The following is an 18,550-nucleotide window of genomic DNA, read 5'->3' as shown; positions in this document are numbered from 1 at the left end:
CTGGGCCGTCCACCTCTCCCGTACCGGGAGAGGTAGCTTTCCGGCATCGGCGCCACTCCATGCATCCGTGCGAGAATAGTCGAACAACGGCACGGATGCTGGACGGCCACCCTCTCCCGGGACGGGAGAGGGTCGCGCCCTCCGGCGCGGGGTGAGGGCGGCGCGAGGACTCGGGCGCGCACCTGCGGGAGGGATTGAGCCCGCCGTTCAACCCACCTACCTGACGAGAACGAGGGACGTTGTCGCTCCCCCGCATCGCCATCCAGCGGCCCGTGGCGGTCGCCATGTTCTTCCTGGGGGTCGTGTTCCTGGGGGTGCTGTCGTTCGTGCGCCTCCCGATCGACCTCCTTCCCGACGTGGCCTATCCCCGTCTGGTGGTCTACACCACCGACCCGAGCGCCGCGCCGGCCGAGGTGGAGCGCTTCATCACCGAGCCGGTGGAGCAGGCGGTCAGCACCGTGCCCGGCGTGCAGCGCGTGGAAAGCGTCACGCGCGAGGGCCAGTCGCTCGTCACCGCGCGGTTCGCGTGGGGCACCGACATGGACTTCGCCGCGCTGAACACGCGCGAGAAGCTGGACAACATCCGCGACGCGCTCCCCGAGCTGGCCGCGCGCCCGGTCGTGCTGCGCACCGACCCGCGCAGCGAGCCGATCATGGCGGTGAGCGTGGCCGGCCAGCGCGACCTGCCGCAGCTGAAGGAGCTGGCCGAGGCCGTCTTCAAGCGGCGGCTGGAGCAGATCGGCGGCGTCGCGCAGGCCACGGTGACCGGCGGCGTCGAACGGGAAGTGCACGTGGAGGTCGATCCGCGGCTGCTGGAGAGCTACGGGCTGACGATCGACGACGTGGCCGGCGCGCTGGCGCAGGCCAACGCGAGCGCCCCCGGCGGCACCATCCGCCGCGGGCGCTACCGCTATTCGCTGCGCACGCTGGGCGAGCTGCAGTCGACCGCCGAGATCGCCGCCATCCCCGTGCGCCGCGCCTCACAGCCGGGGACGGGGAGCGCGCCGCCGCCGGCGAACGGTGCGGTGCCGCTTCCCGGGCAGGTGCTGGTGCGCGACGTGGCGCGGGTGGACGACGGCTTCCAGGAGCGCGAGTCCATCGCCCGCTACAACGGCGCGGAAGCGGTGGGGCTGATGGTGTTCAAGAACGCCGGCGCCAACACCGTCCGCGTCACCCGCGAGGTGGAGCGGGTGCTGGTCCAGCTCCGGCGCGAGTATCCCGAGGTGAAGCTGGAGGTGGCCACCAGCCAGGCCGGCTTCATCTCCGACGCGCTCTCCAACGTGGTGCAGGAGGTCATCCTCGGCGGCATCCTCGCGTTCCTCGTCCTCTTCTTCTTCCTGCGCGAGTGGCGCTACCCGGTCGCGGTGGCGCTCGTCATCCCCATCTCCCTGATCGCGACCTTCGCGCTGCTCGAGGCCACGCACGTCACGCTCAACATCATGAGCCTGGGCGGGCTGGCGCTGGGGGTGGGGCTGCTGATGGACAACTCCATCGTGGTGCTGGAGAACATCTTCCGGCACCGCGAGCTGGGCGCGCGCGCCGCCGCGGCGGCCGCGCTGGGGACGGAGGAGGTGCAGCGCGCGATCATCGCCTCGACGCTCACCAACATCGCCGTCTTCGGGCCCATCGTGTACATCGAGGGCGTCGCGGGGCAGATGCTGGGCGCGCTGGCGCTCAGCGTCTCGTTCTCGCTCCTCGCCTCTATCGTCGTCGCCGTCACGCTGCTGCCGGCGATGGCGGCGCGGTGGGACGCGGCGACGGACGAGCACGGCACGCGGCGGCACGGCTGGCTGGCGCGGCAGATGAGCCGCCCGCTGGACGCCTTCGACCGCGGCTTCGCGCGGCTGCTGGGGCGGTACGAGCGGCTGCTGGAGATGGGGATGCGGCACCGCGGGCGGACGATGGCGGTGGCGCTCACCCTCCTCGTCGCGGGGCTGTGGATCCTGGCGTCGCTGCCGCGGAGCGTGCTGCCGGAGGTCGATCAGGGGTCCTTCCGCGCGCGGCTGGAGCTGCCGCGGGGGACGCCGCTGGAGACGACGGCGGCCGATGCGGCGCGGCTGGAGCGCGCGATCCGCGCGGACCCCGCGGTGGAGGCCGTGTTCTCGCGCGTGGGCCGGCAGGTGGCGGTCGCGGGGATGGACGAGAGCGAGAGCGGGCTGAACACCGCCACGCTGGAGGTGCGGCTCCGCGACGGCGCGGCGACGGCGGAGGCGCTCCGCCGGCTCAGGACGCGCCTGGGCGGCTTTCCCGCGGGGGCGGTGACGCTGGAGACGGGGCAGGCCACGCAGCTCGGCCGCCTGCTGGGCGCGGGGGAGAGCGACCTGTCCGTGCGCATCCGCGGCGAGGACCTGGACGCGGCGATGGCCTACGCGGCGCAGGTCCGGTCGCGCCTCCTCTCCGTCCACTCGGTCGCCAACGTACGCGTGGGGACGGAGATGGGGCAGCCCGAGGTGCGGGTGGAGATCGATCGCGAGCGCGCGGCGGCGTACGGGATGGACCCGTCGCGCGTGGCGGCGACGGTGGAGGCGTACATGAAGGGGAAGGAGGCCACGCAGCTGGTGGACTTCGACCGCCGGGTCCCCATCGTGGTCCGCCTTCCCGAGAGCGCCCGCCGCAGCGCGGAAACGCTGGAGACGCTCACCGTGGACGGCGTTCCGCTGCGCGAGCTCGTGCACGTGCGCACCGCCAGCGGGCCGGCGGAGATCCGCCGCGTGGACCAGGGACGCGTGGTGACGGTGCTGGCGGACGTGGCCGGCGGCGGCGGGGTGACGCGCGCGGTGGAGGCGGTGCGCGGCGCGCTGGCCTCGGTGCCGCCGCCGCACGGGCTGCGCGCGGAGATCGGCGGCGAGAACGAGGAGATGCGGAAGGGGTTCCGCGACCTGGCGCTCGCCTTCTCCCTCGCGCTCGTCCTGTGCTACATGCTCCTCGCCGCCGAGTTCGAGAGCCTGCTCCACCCCTTCATCATCCTCCTCGCCGTCCCGCTCGCGGCGTTCGGGGCGGCGGTGGCGCTCTGGGTGGGGGGATCGGGGATCAACACCATGAGCCTGATCGGGATCGTGATCCTGGTCGGCATCGTGGACAACGACGCGGTGGTGAAGCTCGACTTCATCAACCAGATGCGCCGCCAGGGGATGGGCCGCCACGACGCCATCCGCGCCGCGGGCCACGCGCGCTTCCGGCCCATCGTGATGAACACCATCACCGCCATGCTGGGGCTGCTGCCGATGGCGCTGGGGATCGGCGCCGGCGGCGAGCTGCAGGCGCCGCTGGCGATGGCGGTCTTCGGCGGGCTGCTGAGCGCGACCGCGCTGACGCTCGTCGTCATCCCCGTCTCCTACGACCTGCTGGAGGAGCTGCAGGAGCGCATGCTCCGTTGGTTCCGTGCTCCGTCCGCCATCCCGTCCGCCGGCCCTTCGCCCTCACCCGCCGCGTCCCCCAGGCCCGTCCCCGCCGCGGCGGAGGAGATGTCGGACGGTGTGCGCAATCACCCGGTCGCCGCGCCGGGCCTGGTCGCGGGGGACTGATGCCGTCGCGCGCCCGAACCCCCCGATCGATCCCTGCTGTCTTAACTGCGTCATCGAGGATGGTGATCGCCCGGCACCCGCGCGCCGGGGAATCACCCTCCGAGAAAAAAATTCGGATACTCATCGCATGCCGAGCCCTCCACGGCTCGCCGTCTCCTTCCACGCGGGGACGGAAGGGCGTGCTCGCCGCCCTCGCGATGATCGTCTTCGCCGCGGGCGGGTGCTCCCCCGCTCCCCGTCCTCCCCGCGAGGGCGCGGAGGGCGCGGCGATCGAGGGGCTGCGGGCCGGGCTGGTAGGCGAGGTGGAACTCGTCGCCGCGCGCGACAGCGTGGCGAACCCCGACCGCCCCGTCTACCCGCTCGACTCGGCGCGGGTGGACCGGCTCTGGACGGCGCAGGGCGCGGACTGGGAGGAGCCGATCCGCATCGCCCTCTCTCCCGAGCGGGTGTTCGTGCTGGACCCGCGCGCCCGCGCCATCCACACGGTGCTGCGCAGCGGGCTGATGGGGCCGCGCGCCGACCGCTACGTCTCCTTCCGCGGACCCACGGGGATCGCCTGGTCCGGCGGGCTGCTGGCCGTGGCCGACACCTCGTACGAGCAGATCTTCATCACCGAGGAGTTCGGGCCCGAGCGCCGGAGCGTGGCGGCCAGCCCGTCGGCCGCCGTCGTGGCCGTGGGGAACCGCCGCTTCGCCGTCACCGACCGCGGCGAGGGCGCGCTCGACTGGCGGGTCGTCGGCGAGGAGCCGGCCCGCGACGCCACGCTGAGCCTCCCCCCCGCCCCCGCCGATCCGAAGGCGTCCGGATGCGCCCGCGTCTCCGGCGGCCGGCGCCTGATCCAGTCTTCCTGCTATCTCCCCGCCTTCCGCGTGGTCGACGCGAACGGCCGCCGCACGCGCCGCGTGGACATCGACCGCTCCGCGTCCGGCGTGGACGGCCCCCTCGCCGGCCGCCTGCAGGCGCGGCTGGGCGAGTACGCGCTGGCGGGCGAGGAGACGCCGCCCGCGCTGATCGACTCGGTGAAGGCGGTGAACGATGCGATGCGGCCGGTGCGCGGCGTCCGCTACGACGAGGCGGGGCGGCGCTTCGCGGTGTGGAGCGTGGCCCCGGACGGTGTGGGGACGCGCGTGGACGTGCTCTCCGCCGAGGGCGTGTACCTGGGCCGGGTAGACTTCGACGCGCCGTGGCTGGACTTCGCGTTCGACCGCGGGGTCCTCTTCGCGCTGGAGCGGCGCCCCGGCCTCGGGGCTTATTGGCTGGCCGCGTACGCCATCGGCTTCTCGCTGCACGAGGTCACCGCCGTCGCCGGGCGGGCCCGGAAGGCGGCGCCGTGATCCGCTTCTCCATCCGCCGCCCCGTGGCCGTGGCGATGGGGTACGCGGGCCTCGCCCTCCTGGGCGTCGCCAGCTGGGTGAAGATGCCGGTGGAGCTGCTTCCGGCGACCGAGCTGCCGCGGCTGCGCGTGACCTCCACCTGGCGCGGCTCCAGCCCGGAGCAGACCGAGGCGTTCCTCACCTCGCCCGTCGAGGCGGCGGTGCAGCAGGTGCGCGGGGTGGAGAAGGTCGAGTCCGTCTCCGAGGAGCGGAACGGCGCCGGCGTGTCCACCGTGGACGTGCAGTTCGCGCGCGGGACGGACATGGACTTCGCGCGGCTCGACCTATCCGAGCGCCTGGCCGCGCTCGAGGAGCAGCTCCCGCGCGGCGCGCTGCATCCCCGGGTGGAGCCGTACGTTCCGCCCGAGTTCGAGAAGCAGCGCAAGCCCTTCCTCCTCTACACCATCACCGGCCCCTACACCGCCCAGGCGCTGCGCCGCCACGTGGACGAGCAGGTCGCCCCCGACCTGCGCCAGCTGGCCGGCGTGGCCGACGTGCGCGCCTGGGGCGGGCGCGACCGCGTGCTGGAGGTGGAGCTCAGCGAGCCGAAGATCCTCGCCCTGGGCCTGGACCCCGAGGACGTCCGCGCGCGGGTGGCGGGGATGGAGTACGTGCGCGAGGCCGGCGCGGTACGGCGGGGGGGGATGCTGTACACCGTCGCCATCCGCGAGCGCCCCGCCGGGGTCGACGACGTGCGGGCGATGCCGCTGCTGTCGGACCGCGGGCGGATCGTGCGGCTGCGCGACGTGGCCGAGGTGCGCGACACCTACGACGATCCGTCGCAGCTCTACCGCATCGACGGGCAGCCCGCCGTATCCTTCCAGGTCTTCAAGGAGGTGGGGACGAACGTCGTCTCCGTCGCCGATCGGGTGAAGGCGCGGCTGCGGGAGACGAGGGGGAGCCTCCTTCCCGGCGCGCGGCTGATCCTGGACGAGGACGAGAGCCGCGCGGTGCGCGCGCAGCTCACCGACCTGCGCTGGCGCGCGCTCTCGTCGGCGCTCGTCGTCTTCATCGTCCTCTTCGCCTTCCTGCGCTCCTTCCGCTCGGCGATAATCGTGTTCAGCAGCATCGCCTTCGCGGTGCTCATCACCCTGAACCTGATCTATTTCGGCGGGCTGACGCTGAACGTGCTCACGCTGATGGGGCTGGCGATGGGCTTCGGCGTGGTGATCGACAACGCCGTGGTCGTGCTGGAGAACATCTATCGCCGCGCCCGCCCGGGGGAAGATCCCGCCGCGGCCGCCGAGCGCGGCGCCCGGGAGGTCGTCCTCCCCGTCCTCGCCGCGACGGCGACGAACGTCATCGTCTTCGTTCCCTTCATCTACCTGCAGGGCGAGGTCCGGCTCTTCTACGTTCCGCTGGCCATCGTGGTGGGGCTGACGAACCTGGCCTCGCTCGCCGCCGCGTTCTCGTTCACGCCGGCCCTGGCGTCGCGGCTGCTGGGGCGGCGCGCGCTGGTGCTGCACCGGCGCGCGGACGGGCGGCCGCCGTGGTACACGCGCGTGTACGGGTCGATGGTGCGCTTCACCCTGCGCCGCCCGTGGGTCGCCGTCGCCGTTCCCGTGGTGATGCTGGCGGGGTCGGGGTTCCTGTTCCAGAAGTACGTCACCCGCGGCACCCTGTGGCGGCCGTGGTGGGACGAGGACTCGTACATCCGCATCCAGGTGGAGCAGCCGCGCGGCGAGGAACTGGCCAACACCGACGCGCTGGCGCGGCAGTTCGAGCAAAAGCTGGGGGAGATGCCCGAGGTGGCGCGTTTCACCACCCGCGTGTACCCCGAGGCCGCGGACATCCGCGTGGACTTCCCGGATTCGCTGCAGGCGACGGCGATCCCGCTGGCCATCAAGGAGCAGATGGAGGCGTACAGCCACCTCTTCGGCGGCAGCGAGGTGCGGGTGTACGGGTACGGGCCGTCGTTCTACGGCGGGGGCGGGTCGCCGCCCAACTACACCATCCGCGTGCTGGGCTACAACTACGAGCAGGTGCGCTCCATCGCCGAGGACCTGGGCGAGCGGCTGAAGCGCTTCTCGCGCATCCGGGAGGTGGACACCAACGCCAGCGGCCAGTGGTTCGAGCACGACCGGGCGACCGAGGTGGTGGTGCGCATCGACCGGCAGCGGCTGGCGATGCACGCGCTGACCGCACAGGCCGTGGTCCGGCGCGTGGCCGCCGCGGTGGGGCGCGACGAGCGCCGCAGCTTCGTGCGCGTGGGCGACGAGGAGATGACCTTCTCCGTTCAGCTGGCGGGGAGCCGCACGCTGGAGCTGCGGCAGCTGGAGGCGCTCACCATCCCCGCGCCCGGCGGCGAGCCGGTGCGGCTGGGCGAGGTGGCCACGCTGGGCGAGCGCGAGGTGCTGGCCCGCATCCTCCGCGAGGACCAGCAGTACCAGCGCACGGTGGCGTACGAGTTCCGCGGCCCGGCCAGGCTGGGCGACCGCGTGCAGGAGGCGGTGATCCGCTCCACGCGCCTTCCCGCCGGCTACCAGCTGGTGGGGAAGAAGGAGTGGAAGTGGGGGGATGACGAGAAGGGGCAGATCTACGGCGTGCTGGCCTTCTCCCTCGTCCTCGTCTTCATGGTGTGCGCGGGACTGTTCGAGTCCGTGCGCCAGCCGATGTGCGTGCTGCTGACGGTGCCGATGGCGCTGATCGGCGTCTTCCTCATCTACTTCTTCACCAACGCCAGCTTCACCCGCGAGGCGTTCATCGGGGTGGTCATGATGGGCGGTGTGGTGGTGAACAACGCGGTGCTGCTGATCGACCGGGTGAACCAGGTGCGGCGCCACGACGGAGTCGCGCTCCACGACGCGATCGTGCAGGGAACGCTGGAGCGCGTGCGGCCGATCCTGATGACCAGCTCGGTCACCGTCATCGGCCTCCTTCCGCTCGTCCTGTTCAGCAAGGCGGCGGACGCGAACATCTGGAACGCGCTCGGCTTCTCGCTCCTGGGCGGCCTCGCCAGTTCCACGATTCTGGTGCTGACGGTGACGCCCGCGCTCTACCTCCTCTTCGAGCGCGGCCCCGAGCGCCGCCGCCTGGCCAAGCTGGCCGCGACGGCGACAATGCGCGTCCCGCCGATCTCCCCGCCGGTCCCGGCATCCTGAACCGCATACCGGGTCCGGCAATCACCTGTGCATGACGGACACGGAGAGACGTCATCCTGAGGCCGGCCACACCGAAGTCACCCCCGCACGAGCGGTTGCAGGCCGAAGGATCTACAGGTGAGGTCGCACGTGCGCTGCCGAAATCGCACGATTGATCCCGAACAGAGGGCGCAGAGGACTCCGATGAGTTCCTCTGCGCCCTCCGCGGCCTCTGCGTGACCCGCCGTTCTTCTACATCACCATCATGTCGTGCTCCATCGCGGCGCCCAGAATGCGCTGCATGCGGGCGCGCTGGTCCGCGCGGAGGATGCGGTCGTGCGCCGCCTCGTAGCCGGTCCACGCGCGGGCGGCGGCGGCGTTCACCGTGGCGGCCTCGCGGCGGCGGGCGAGCGCGGCGCGGACCCGCGCCGCCGACTGCTCGCACGCGGAGGCCAGCATCCGGTTCTGCGCGCCGTCCGTGCGGGCGAGCTGCCCGGTGCGCCTCACCTCGCCCGCGCATGCGCCGGGGGCGAGGAGCGCGATCCCCTGCGCCACCGCCTCGTCCGCGCCCGCCGCCCACGTGGACGGGAGCCCGGCGCGCAGGTACGGCAGTGCGCGATGCTCCTGCGCGAACATTCCGTCCGGGTTGTCGAGCCACACCCACGCGTGCACCATGGTCAGCAGGGTGCGCCCCTCCGGCCCCACCCGCCCGTTGCGGATGCGGCGCCGGACGATGCCGTGCAGCAGCGGCCGGTCCTCGGTGGCGGCGTCGGCCAGGTGCGCGATGTCGTGCGTGTGCCACGCGTCCGCGCTCCCGGCGAACCCCGCGGGGACGGGATCGCCCGGACGGCGGTAGACGGTGTAGGCCACGCCGGCGAGCACCTTCCGCCCGCCGATGTTCACGTACTGCAGCGTGGACGGATGCTGGAGATCGAGCGGCCGCCCGACCAGGTCCGGCCGGTACCAGTGCTCGCCCATCAGCGGCGACTCCTGGCCGAAGCGCCGGTATCCGTCCGCCACCGCGCTCGCGTGGTCGCGGTACCGCGCCGTCGCCGCGCGCACCGCCTGGACCTGCGCGGCCAGCTCCGCCGAGTCGCGCGCGGACAGCGGCGCGGCACCGTGCGCGCCGTGGCCGCCGTCCATCGCCGCATGCTCGTGCTGCGCGACCGCCCGCGCGGGGAGCGAGATCGTGGCTGCGGCGATCAAGATGAGGAAGAGCAGGGGGATTCGGATCATGCGCGTATGTCGTTCTGCGGCAACGTCGTGGGATGATGGGGCCGATGAAGGATGATACACCCGGGCGCGGGGGAAGGTTGGGTGCTCGTACGCCGCATCGCGCCCTCTCCGGCCGGCCGAGGCCGTCCACCAGTCCCGTACCGGGAGAGGTCGCCTGCACCCATCACCGCCACACCGAAGCATCGGTGCGGCCAGAGGCTTCAGGCCGCGCCGATGCCGGACAGCCCCCCTCGCCCGGAACGGGAGAGGGCGAGCGCTCTAAGGCGCGGGGAGAGGGCAGCGATGGCGCGGGAACGCACCTAAGCCTCTCCGGCCTGCCATCGATCATCATCCCCAACTCTCCCAAACCGAAAGCCGCCCCGGAGATTCGCTCTCCGGGGCGGCTTCGTCATCTCCCGTCTCCCGATCGCCCTACCGGTTCAGCCAGTAGGTGGCCTTGATCAGGAAGACGTTGCGCGAGCCGCGGTCGAACACGTTGCTGATCCCGTCGCCCAGGCGGAACTGGCCCTCGTCGGTCACGCCGTTGCGGTCCTGCTGCCACACGAAGAAGAGCGTGCTTCCCGGCCGGTACTCCCAGCGCAGCACCGCGTTGCCGCGCAGTGAGGCGAAGGTGAAGTCGTCGTCCGAGGTGGTGGCGAAGGGGTCGAAGTCGTAGCTGCGCGGCCGCGCCAGCGAGCGGTAGCCGTGGAAGTCGTTGCTCGAGACGAACGGCTGCGCGAACAGCTGCAGCGACAGCGTGGGCGTGAACGTCCAGTCCAGCCGCGTGTCCATGGCCAGCTCGGTGGCGTCCACCGTGGCGAAGATGTAGCGGTTGCCGTAGGTGGCCGTGGCCGTGGGGTCCTCCTGCGTGTCCACCCACTGCGTGGGGTTGCGCGACCGCGTCAGGCTGGGCCCCACGCTCACCCGCACCGACGAGGTGGGGCGGTAGGTGGCGCTCACGCCGGCGTTGCGGCTCCACCCGCCGTCGCCGTCGGCGCCCAGGCCCGCCGACAGGTCGAACGACAGCGGCTTGCGCCCGTCGGTGCTCTGGTAGGCGTTCACGGTCCACCCGCCGGCGCGGCGGATGGCCGGCCCGCCGCGCGTGGAGCGGTCGTCCCAGCGGGGAAGCGTCACCGTGCCGCTCAGCTGGCTGTACCAGAAGTTCTTCCACTGCGCCTGCAGCCCGGTGCCCACGCCGTTGTAGATCACGTCGCCGCCGAAGTTCCACGCCGCGTTGTGGTAGATGTACGCGGTGCGGTTGCGGAAGGTGGGCGTGAGCGTGTTGTTGCGCTGTCCGTAGAAGGTGCTGAAGGCGCGGTAGTCGCCCCGGTTCATGAACCCGATGTCGTTGGTCTCGAACCCCGGGCTCACCTCCACGTACGTGGCCGACATGTCCCACTTGCCGCTGTGGCTGAGGGACAAGCCAGCGTCGTGCCCGTCCAGCGAGGTGCGCGTGGGGTCGTAGGTCAGGTAGTCGGCGTCCGGCCGGTTGTAGTAGTGCGCCGCCGCCCGCTGCGTCCGCGCGATGGCGTCGGCCGAGCCGCTCACCCGCGTTCCCGCCAGGTAGCCGGAGAGCGTCCAGTCGCGGTTCCCCCAGCTGTGCGAGCCGTCGAGCCCGAACATCGCCGCGCGCGAGCGCAGGAAGGGGTCGAACTCGTTGCCGCGCAGGTCGCGCCCCACCCCGGTCACCATCCCCCCCACCACCGTGGCGCCCTTGTGGAAGTCGCGCCGCACCCGCCCCACGAAGTAGTTGGTCAGCGGCTCCACGGGGTAGCGCCCGTCCACCCCGCCCGAGGTGCGGTACTGGCCGTTCTCGCGGTTGGTCAGCGCGTCCATGAAGCCCAGCGACCACCCGCCGATCTTCCCGCTCACCTTGCCGGCGCCCAGGATCGTCGTCGCGTCGGGGGCGTGCTCCTCGTCCACGTCGTCCAGCCGGATGGCGCCCTGCGGCGAGCGGCCGATGCGGCGCGAGTAGAAGAACTGCGTGAAGCCGTAGCTGTTGAAGGTGTTCAGGTTGCCGAACTGGAAGATGTCGGCGCCCTCCACGAAGAACGGCCGCCGCTCGGGGAAGAAGGTCTCGAACGCCGACAGGTTCACCACCGCGGGGTCCACCTCCACCTGCCCGAAGTCGGGGTTGATGGTGGCCGACAGGGTCAGCCCGCCGGGAAGCCCGGCCTTCAGGTCCGCGCCCATCCCCCCCGCGAAGGTGCTGGCACCCCGGAAGTGGGTGCGGTCGGCGGTGGGGAGGTGGTCCAGCTTGCTGCTCACGTACGGCATCACCTCCAGCCGGTGCGCCTGCCTGAGGCCCTGCAGCCCGTCCAGCTCGCCGAAGAGCGAGACGAAGGCGTTGGAGTTGGCGGCGATGGGGCTCCAGAAGTCCACCTCGCCGCGGCGCGGCAGGTAGCGGCGGAAGTTCAGCCCCCAGCGCCCGCCCGCGTTCACCGCGGCGGCGTTGAAGCGCAGCTGCGAGAGGGGGATGCGGAACTCGGCGGTCCACCCGGCGCTGTCCACGTGCGCGGCGCCGTCCCACACCGCGTCCCAGTCCGAGTCGATCCCCTCGCCGTCGTTGTAGCGCAGGAAGTCTTCCTTCACGCCCTTGGGATTGAGGCCGAAGACGAAGGCGGTGCGCTTGTCGTTGTAGCTGTCGATGAACACCCGCGCGCCGTCGGACTCGGAGCCCTGGTCGCGGCGGGTGAGCTGCGCCATGATCGAGTCGGGATGCGGGTCGTGCATCCGCATCCCCACGTACAGGTTCTCGCCGTCGAAGAGCACGCGCGCCTCGGTGCGCAGCGTGGCGGGGCTGCCGTCGCTGGGCGACTGCTGCACGAAGTCGCCGGCGGGGGCGGCCGTGGCCCAGGCGGCCTCGTCCAGCTTCCCGTCCATGTGGATCTCGGTGGCGGCGGCGGCGCGCAGGGTGCGCTGCGGCGAGCCGGCGGTGGCGCCGCGCGCCGGGGGCTGCCCGGAGGTGGCGGCGACCTGCTGCGCAAGGGCGGGGCGGGCCGCCAGCAACGCCGCGGCCAGCAGGGCCATGCGCGACGAGGTGCGATCGAACATCGGGGTGTTCTCCAGCGGGGGAGAGGGTAAAGAGGCGCAGGGACCGGGGCGCCTGCGGGATCTAAGGTCAAAGGTCCTGCCCGGACCGTCTCGCGGGGATACGGCGCGGCCGTACGCGCGGAGACGGGAGTTTGATTCACCCATCGCCCGGAAGGTTGTAAACCCTCCGGCGGCTCTGGCGCTCCCCGGAGGGACCGCCGCGCAGCCGTTTCCGGCATCCTGAAAAATCGCCTATCTCCGCCAGCGCGCAAGCGTTGCAGCGCCAACCGCTTGCCCGGTGCCGCGAACTGCCCGTCCGGCGGGGACGAAGCGTGGGTTCGGGGGGATGCTAATCGCCCGCTAATATTTTAGCATCACCCGGCGGAGAAAACCGCCGCGGACTTCCCCGGCGGTCGCTCCTTCGCTGCGGTCAGGCCCCGCCGCTGTCGCCCACCACGGCGTCGGACTCGGCGGTGACGCCGCCGCTCACCTCGCCCAGCAGCCGCAGCCCCAGGTCGCGCTTCTGGCCCATGGCCACGCGGCGCGCGTCGTTCCCCAGCTTCCGCTGCGCGTTGGCCCGCTCGGCGCGCGCCTTGGGGCAGTCGGCGGCGGAGACGGCGTGGCGCGAGAGCTGCGCGGCCAGCCGGTTCAGCGCGTCCAGGTCGGCCTCCACCCGCAGCTGCCCGCGCGAGGTGGTGGCGCGCACCCCGTGGCCCTCCACCCGCACCTGCACGCCCCGGGGGACGGAGATGACGGCGCGCACGCGGTTCCCGCTGACGGTGGCCGTCACCCCGCCGCCGCCGGATGCCAGGCGCACGGTGGGCGCGGGGCGCGGTTCCGGCGCGCGCTGGCGCGGGCGCCGCGGCGTGCGCTTCGGCGCGGCGGGGGCGGAGCGGGCCGGGGCGGGCGCGGGCGCCACGGCGGCGGGGCGGGGCGCGCGGATCACCTCGGCGCTCCCGCGGATCGACAGCCGCTCGCCCGTGGCCGGGTCCAGGTTCCAGGTGCGCGCGCCGGGCATCCGCCACGCCACCCCCTGCGGCGCGTCCGTCCGCTCCGACGGGGCGACGGCGGCCAGGGGCAGCGTGGCCAGGAGCACGGCGCCCGCGCAGATGGCGGCGGTGCGGCCGGTGACGGCGCGGCGGTCGCGCGTGGCCTCGAGCACCGCGCGCACCCGTCCCTCCAGGTGGCTGGGCCGCGCCATGGCAATGGCAGCGGCCAGCGCCGGCGCGCGGTAGGCGCGGGCCACGTCCAGCAGGTGTCCGGCGTAGTCCGACGCGCGGGCGCCGGCCGAGAGGACCAGGTCGTCGCACGCCTGCTCGCGCTCCACCCGCATCTGCCGCGCGGCCCACCAGGCGCCGGGATGGAACCAGTAGACGGCGCAGCAGATCTCCGCCCCCAGCTGCATCAGGCAGTCGCGCCGGGCCACGTGGGCCAGCTCGTGGAGCAGCACCACGCGGCGCCGCTTCGCGCTCCACCCGTCGGCCTCGGCGGGAAGGAGGATGGCGGGGCGGAAGGCGCCCCAGGTGAGCGGCATGGCCGCCTCGCGGCTGCGCAGCAGCGCCACCGGGCGCCGCACGCCCACCGCGGCGGCGAAGCGCTCCAGCAGCTCCGTCCACCGCGGGTCCGTCACCGGCTCGGCCGCGCGGGCCAGCTTGCGCACGCCGTGGAGCCCCATCCCCAGTCTCCCCAGCACCACCAGCGCCCCCGCGGCCCAGACGGCGGCGGCGAGCAGGAGGAGGGGATGGGGAGATGCGGGGACGGCCGGGATCGACGCGGCCGTCCACGCCGCGGCCGACCCGGGGGGGCGGAGGATGGCGAGGAGCGCCGGCTTCCAGTCGGGGAGGAGGAGGACGAGCGCGGGGAGCGCCATCAGGCCGCCCAGCGCCAGCGCCCACACCAGGTGCCGCGCCGCGGCCGAGCCCCGCCGCAGCGCCCGCGCCCCGCCCGCGGCCGCGCCCAGCAGCAGCGTGGACTTGGCCAGGATCAGGGCGGCTTGCGCCAGCGTGGGCGCCAGGGCGGGGGCGGCGGTCATGGTGTCAGCGTCCCTGCTTGCGTGCTTCGTCGATGAGCTGCGACAGGCGGTCCAGCTCGTTCTCCGACAGGCCTCCCTCCGGCAGCTCCAGCAGCGCGGCCACCGCGGCCTCGGTGCTGCCGCCGAAGAAGGTGCGCACCAGGTGGCTCAGCGCGTCGCTCTTCACGGCGTCGCGCGGCACGATGGGCAGATACAGATAACGGGGCCCGTCCTGCTCGTGTTTCAGGTGCCCCTTCTCTTCCAGGATGCGCATGAGCGCGCGGACCGCGGAGTAGCTGGGCGGGTCGGGAAGGCGCTCCAGCACTTCGCTGACGCTGGCCTTCCCCATCCGGTAGACCACATCCATGATCTGCCGTTCGCGGCGGCTGAGCTGGTTCAGCGCGGTGTTCCGGTTCATCGGGGGTGGGGATCTGGGAATCGGTGCCCGTGGGGAGTGGGCTGCTAAATCTCTAGCACGGGGAATGATTAGCCCCCCGCCCGCGCGCCGTCAAGCATCACGTGAACGCGCGCGCCCGCCTCGGTCTGACGGTCCTCCACGAAAGCTTTACAGGACGAACGAGGCGAGCGGGCTCGGCGGATGCCCGGGGCCCGGGATCATTGCGCCCCCGCAGGTCCGTAGAAGGCCTCCCGCGCGAGCGCGTCGAGCGCGCGCACGAAGCCGCGGACCACGCGCAGGCGGAACGCCACCCCGAATGGCGGAAGCACGCGCCGGATCAGGGCCACCAGGCCCTCCGTGGCGCGCTGCCCGCTGCTGCGGTCCAGCAGCCAGAAGAGCAGCACCGCCAGGTGCACCAGGTCGAGCGCGCGGCCCAGCGCTTCGGCGTCGGCGCCGGCGGGCGCGTCGGCCGCGCGGCTGGCCGCCTCTACGAACGCGCTCTGCACGCGCTCGCGGGAGAACGCGGTGGCCGGCGCGAAGAGGCCCTCGTCGCGCCCGCCGACCAGGACCGGCACGAGCGCCACGAGCGTGCCGCGATGCGGCCGCAGCACGTCCAGGCTCGTCTCCAGCGCGAAGGCGAAGCGGTCGCGCCAGCGGCCGGCCGGAAGGTGCCGGGCCCGCTCCTGGAATTCCCGCGAGAGCTCGTCGTAGAGGGCCAGGACCACCGCGCGCTTGCTGGGAAAGTAGCGATACAGGAGCCCCGGGCTGGCGCCGGCCTCGGCCGCGATCTCGCGCAGCGTCGTCTCCTCGTAGCCCCGTGTTGCGAAGAGGTTGATGGCGGTCCGGTACAGCTTCCGCCGCGTTTCCTCGCCCTGCGGCGTGGCGCCGGGCGGCCGGCCGCGCCCGCGCCGCGGGGGCGGGCCCGGGGCGGGCTCTTGACGGCCGTCATTATTATCAGTAAACATGTTCACCATAATAGCTGCACCCGCGGGTGGACACAAGCCGGAGGTGGCTCGATGAAGGTGGTGATCCCGGGTGGTTCGGGGCAGGTGGGACGGGTGCTGGCCGAGGTCCTGCGGAGACGCGGCGACGAGGTCGTGGTGCTCGGCAGGGGCGGGCGGCACCGGCCGGGGGTGGTGGACTGGGACGGGCGGAACCTCGGGGCGTGGGCGGACGAGGTGGACGGCGCCGACGCGGTGATCAACCTGGCGGGGCGCAGCGTGAACTGCCGCTACGACAAGTCGAATCTGGCGGAGATGCTCGCATCGCGCGTCGACTCCACGCGCGCGGTGGCCCAAGCCATCGAGGCGGCGGCGCGGCCGCCCCGCGTGTGGCTGCAGGCGAGCACCGCCACGATCTACGCGCACCGCTTCGACGCGCCGAACGACGAGGAAACCGGAGTGATCGGCGGCCACGAGCCGGGCGCGCCCGGCTACTGGCGCTTCAGCATCGAGATCGCGCAGGCGTGGGAGCGCGAGCTGGCGGCGGCGAGCACGCCGCGCACCCGGCGCGTGGCCATGCGGATGGCGATCGTGATGGCCCCCGACCGCGGCGGAACGTTCGGCATCCTCCACCGGATCACGCGCCTGGGGCTCGGCGGGGCGATCGCGGGCGGGGCGCAGTACATCTCGTGGATCCACGACCACGACCTGGCGCGCGCCGTGGCGTGGCTGCTGGACCGTGAGGACATCGAGGGTCCCGTGAACCTCGCCGCGCCGGAACCCCTTCCCCAGCGCGAGTTCATGCGCGCGCTGCGCGGCGCGATGGGCGTTCCCGCCGGCGTCCCGGCCACGCGGTGGATGATGGAGATCGCCGCGTTCTTCCACCGCACCGACACCGAGCTCCTGCTCAAGAGCCGCCGCGTCGTCCCAACCCGCCTGCTCGACGCCGGCTTCGGGTTCGAGTTTCCCTCCTGGCCCGCCGCGGCGCGCGACCTCGTCGCCCGCTTCCGGTGACCGGCCACAGGTTTCACACGGAGGGAACGGAGGACTGATGTTGTTCCTCCGTTTCCTCCGTGTGATGTCCTGCTGTCAGGAGGGTCGAGAACGCCCGCCCGATTCGTCGATCGGGATGACGCGCAAAAAGGACGCGGAGACGGGCGTCTCCGCGTCCTCCGGATCGTTCGGGGAAGCCGATGCTACTCCGCGGGGTAGAGGCGGTACGGGGCGATGCTGCGCTCCCACTGCGCGTCCTCCTGCTGCCAGCGCGCGAAGATGCTGCGCGGGTCCTCGCCGGCGCGCACGGCGGCGGGGGCCCACTCGCTCCCCAGCATCTGCCGCATCGACCCCATCCCCAGCTGCTCGGGATACATCTTCCGCAACTCCACCAGGAACACCAGCGCGGTCAGCACCGGCTGGTACGCCTCTCGGTCGGTGATGGCCAGCCGCACGCCGTGGCAGCGCCGCCCCGCGAACTGCATCCACCCGCTCCCGCGCGGCGTCCACTCGGCCCGCTCGAAGCGCACGCCCGGCAGGCCGTACGCCCGCACCCGCCGCAGCAGCGCGTCGCCGTCCACGTACGGCGCGCCCACGTAGCTGAACGGCGCCTCGGTGCCGCGCCCCACGTTCAGGTTGGTCGTCTCCAGCATCACCAGCCCGCTGAAGCTGAGCGCCGCGTCCAGCGTGCGGATGTTGGGCGACGGGTTGATCCAGCGCAGCCCCGTCTCGTCGAACCAGTCGCCGCCCCGCCAGCCGTCCGCCGGCACCACCGTGAGCCGCGTGCCCAGACGGTACTCGCCGTTCACGTACCGCGCGAGCTCGCCCGCCGTCAGGCCGTGGCGGAGCGGGACGGGAAAGTGCCCGGTGATCAGCGGGCCGCGGTTACGCATCTCGAACTGCATCAGCGGCCCCTCCACCCGCGCCGTCACGGGGTTCGGGCGGTCCAGGACGATGAAGGGGATGCCGGCCTTTGCGGCCTCTTCCATCGCCATCGTCATCGTCCAGACGTAGGTGTACGCCCGCGCGCCGATGTCCTGCATGTCGAACAGCAGCACGTCGATGCCGCGCAGCATGGCCGGCGTGGGGCGCTGCGTGGCGCCGTACAGCGAGTGGATGGTCAGCCCCGTGCGCGCGTCGCGCTGCGAAGCGATGTGCGCGCCGCCGTCTACGTTGCCCCGGATGCCGTGCTCCGGCCCAAAGAGCGCCACCAGCCGTACCTGCGGATGCTGGTGCAGCAGGTCGATGGCGCTGCGCCCGTCGGGGGTGACGGCCGTGTGGTTGGTGATGAGCCCCACCCGCTTGCCCCGCACCAGGTGCAGCGAGTCGCGCAGCAGCACCTCCAGCCCCGGCGTCACCGCCTGCGCCTCGCGGGGTGCCGGCGGCGTGGCCCGCACGGGCGCGATGTGCGCGATGGTGGCGGCGGGCGACGGCGTGCGCTGCCCGTAGGACAGCGAGACGGCCGTGGCGGCGACGGCGGCAGTAAGCGCGCCGGCGGCGGCAATGCGGACGGGGAGCGAGATGGACATGGACTGCGACGGCTGCGGTTCTGGCTCTCCGGGCGCAGGCGCGGACGTGCACCGGCGACGTTCGCGCACCCGGAGCGGATTTTCCGGCGCGTGCCGCTGCGCCGTGCTTCCCGTGGATACGGGCGGCGCGCGCGGCACGGTTTCAGGGGTGATGGAGGAGGCGCGGCCCGGGCGGGCCAATCGCTCAAACCCGATGCGCCGCACAATGTTCCGCGATTCCTGCTCGAAATCAACCCCGTCCCGGCCCTGCGGCAGACGGACACATCCACGGGCGGCAGAATCCCATCCGTGGTGTCCGCGGAGGCGGACAGTGTGAAGTTGTAGCCGCGAATTCATTCGCTCCTGTCTCGATCCGCGCCGCTCCCGTCTCTTCGCCTCTTCCTGCCCCCGCATCGCTCGCCTGCCGAATCCGCCCGTGCCGCTCTCCTAGTCTCCCGCGCACCGGATCGCCGTC

10 protein-coding genes are annotated in these 18,550 nt (G+C 72.8%); 4 read left to right on the top strand and 6 right to left on the bottom strand.

Annotation, left to right across the window (positions count from 1 at the left end; genetic code table 11):
* Positions 1-239 precede the first annotated feature (239 nt).
* From VLK66_RS07780 to VLK66_RS07770, 3 genes are all read left to right on the top strand, one after another.
* The gene (locus tag VLK66_RS07780; RefSeq protein WP_325308823.1) at positions 240-3,524 is read left to right on the top strand and encodes an efflux RND transporter permease subunit; all 3,285 of its coding nucleotides are present in this window, start codon (positions 240-242) and stop codon (positions 3,522-3,524) included.
* Positions 3,525-3,703: 179 nt separating this feature from the next.
* Complete coding sequence (locus tag VLK66_RS07775) at positions 3,704-4,858, top strand: hypothetical protein (protein ID WP_325308822.1); 1,155 nt, start codon at positions 3,704-3,706, stop codon at positions 4,856-4,858.
* Complete coding sequence (locus VLK66_RS07770; RefSeq protein WP_325308821.1) at positions 4,855-7,998, top strand: efflux RND transporter permease subunit; 3,144 nt, start codon at positions 4,855-4,857, stop codon at positions 7,996-7,998. The genes VLK66_RS07775 and VLK66_RS07770 overlap by 4 nt, the downstream gene beginning before the upstream one ends.
* Positions 7,999-8,229: 231 nt before the next feature.
* On the opposite strand, the gene VLK66_RS07765 is transcribed toward VLK66_RS07770, so the two are convergent.
* The 5 genes from VLK66_RS07765 to VLK66_RS07745 form a co-directional block, all read right to left on the bottom strand.
* Positions 8,230-9,213, bottom strand: coding sequence for a hypothetical protein (locus VLK66_RS07765; protein ID WP_325308820.1), 984 nt, complete (start codon positions 9,211-9,213; stop codon positions 8,230-8,232).
* A gap of 411 nt (positions 9,214-9,624) precedes the next feature.
* Positions 9,625-12,246, bottom strand: coding sequence for a DUF5916 domain-containing protein (locus VLK66_RS07760; protein WP_325308819.1), 2,622 nt, complete (start codon positions 12,244-12,246; stop codon positions 9,625-9,627).
* 409 nt (positions 12,247-12,655) lie between these two features.
* Positions 12,656-14,257, bottom strand: a complete 1,602-nt coding sequence (locus tag VLK66_RS07755; protein ID WP_325308818.1) for a M56 family metallopeptidase — start codon at positions 14,255-14,257, stop codon at positions 12,656-12,658.
* A gap of 4 nt (positions 14,258-14,261) precedes the next feature.
* Entirely contained in the window at positions 14,262-14,654 is a 393-nt protein-coding gene (locus tag VLK66_RS07750) for a BlaI/MecI/CopY family transcriptional regulator (protein WP_325308817.1), read from the bottom strand.
* A 197-nt stretch (positions 14,655-14,851) separates the two neighbouring features.
* Positions 14,852-15,607 (bottom strand): TetR/AcrR family transcriptional regulator, encoded by a 756-nt coding sequence (locus tag VLK66_RS07745; protein ID WP_325308816.1) that lies wholly within the window; start codon positions 15,605-15,607, stop codon positions 14,852-14,854.
* A gap of 42 nt (positions 15,608-15,649) precedes the next feature.
* Here VLK66_RS07745 and VLK66_RS07740 point away from each other — a divergent pair, with 42 nt between their 5' ends.
* A complete protein-coding gene (locus VLK66_RS07740) occupies positions 15,650-16,588 on the top strand; it encodes a TIGR01777 family oxidoreductase (protein ID WP_325308815.1) in 939 nt (312 codons plus the stop codon).
* Between the two features lie 182 nt (positions 16,589-16,770).
* Here VLK66_RS07740 and VLK66_RS07735 read toward each other — a convergent pair whose 3' ends face one another.
* On the bottom strand, positions 16,771-18,096 hold the full coding sequence (locus tag VLK66_RS07735; protein WP_325308814.1) for a DUF1343 domain-containing protein: 1,326 nt from the start codon (positions 18,094-18,096) through the stop codon (positions 16,771-16,773).
* Between the last annotated feature and the right edge of the window lie 454 nt (positions 18,097-18,550).

This window comes from Longimicrobium sp. (assembly GCF_035474595.1).
Classification (GTDB): domain Bacteria; phylum Gemmatimonadota; class Gemmatimonadetes; order Longimicrobiales; family Longimicrobiaceae; genus Longimicrobium.
The sequence above is the reverse complement of the archived record's forward strand: the minus strand, read 5'-3'. Positions and strand labels throughout refer to the sequence as shown.

What these genes read in the sequence shown, in the direction of transcription:
- VLK66_RS07765 (WP_325308820.1), bottom strand. Translation starts at nt 9,213, where the DNA reads ATGATCCGAATCCCCCTGCTCTTCCTCATCTTGATCGCCGCAGCCACG.
- VLK66_RS07760 (WP_325308819.1), bottom strand. Translation starts at nt 12,246, where the DNA reads ATGTTCGATCGCACCTCGTCGCGCATGGCCCTGCTGGCCGCGGCGTTG.
- VLK66_RS07755 (WP_325308818.1), bottom strand. Translation starts at nt 14,257, where the DNA reads ATGACCGCCGCCCCCGCCCTGGCGCCCACGCTGGCGCAAGCCGCCCTG.
- VLK66_RS07750 (WP_325308817.1), bottom strand. Translation starts at nt 14,654, where the DNA reads ATGAACCGGAACACCGCGCTGAACCAGCTCAGCCGCCGCGAACGGCAG.
- VLK66_RS07745 (WP_325308816.1), bottom strand. Translation starts at nt 15,607, where the DNA reads ATGGTGAACATGTTTACTGATAATAATGACGGCCGTCAAGAGCCCGCC.
- VLK66_RS07740 (WP_325308815.1), top strand. Translation starts at nt 15,650, where the DNA reads ATGAAGGTGGTGATCCCGGGTGGTTCGGGGCAGGTGGGACGGGTGCTG.
- VLK66_RS07735 (WP_325308814.1), bottom strand. Translation starts at nt 18,096, where the DNA reads ATGTCCATCTCGCTCCCCGTCCGCATTGCCGCCGCCGGCGCGCTTACT.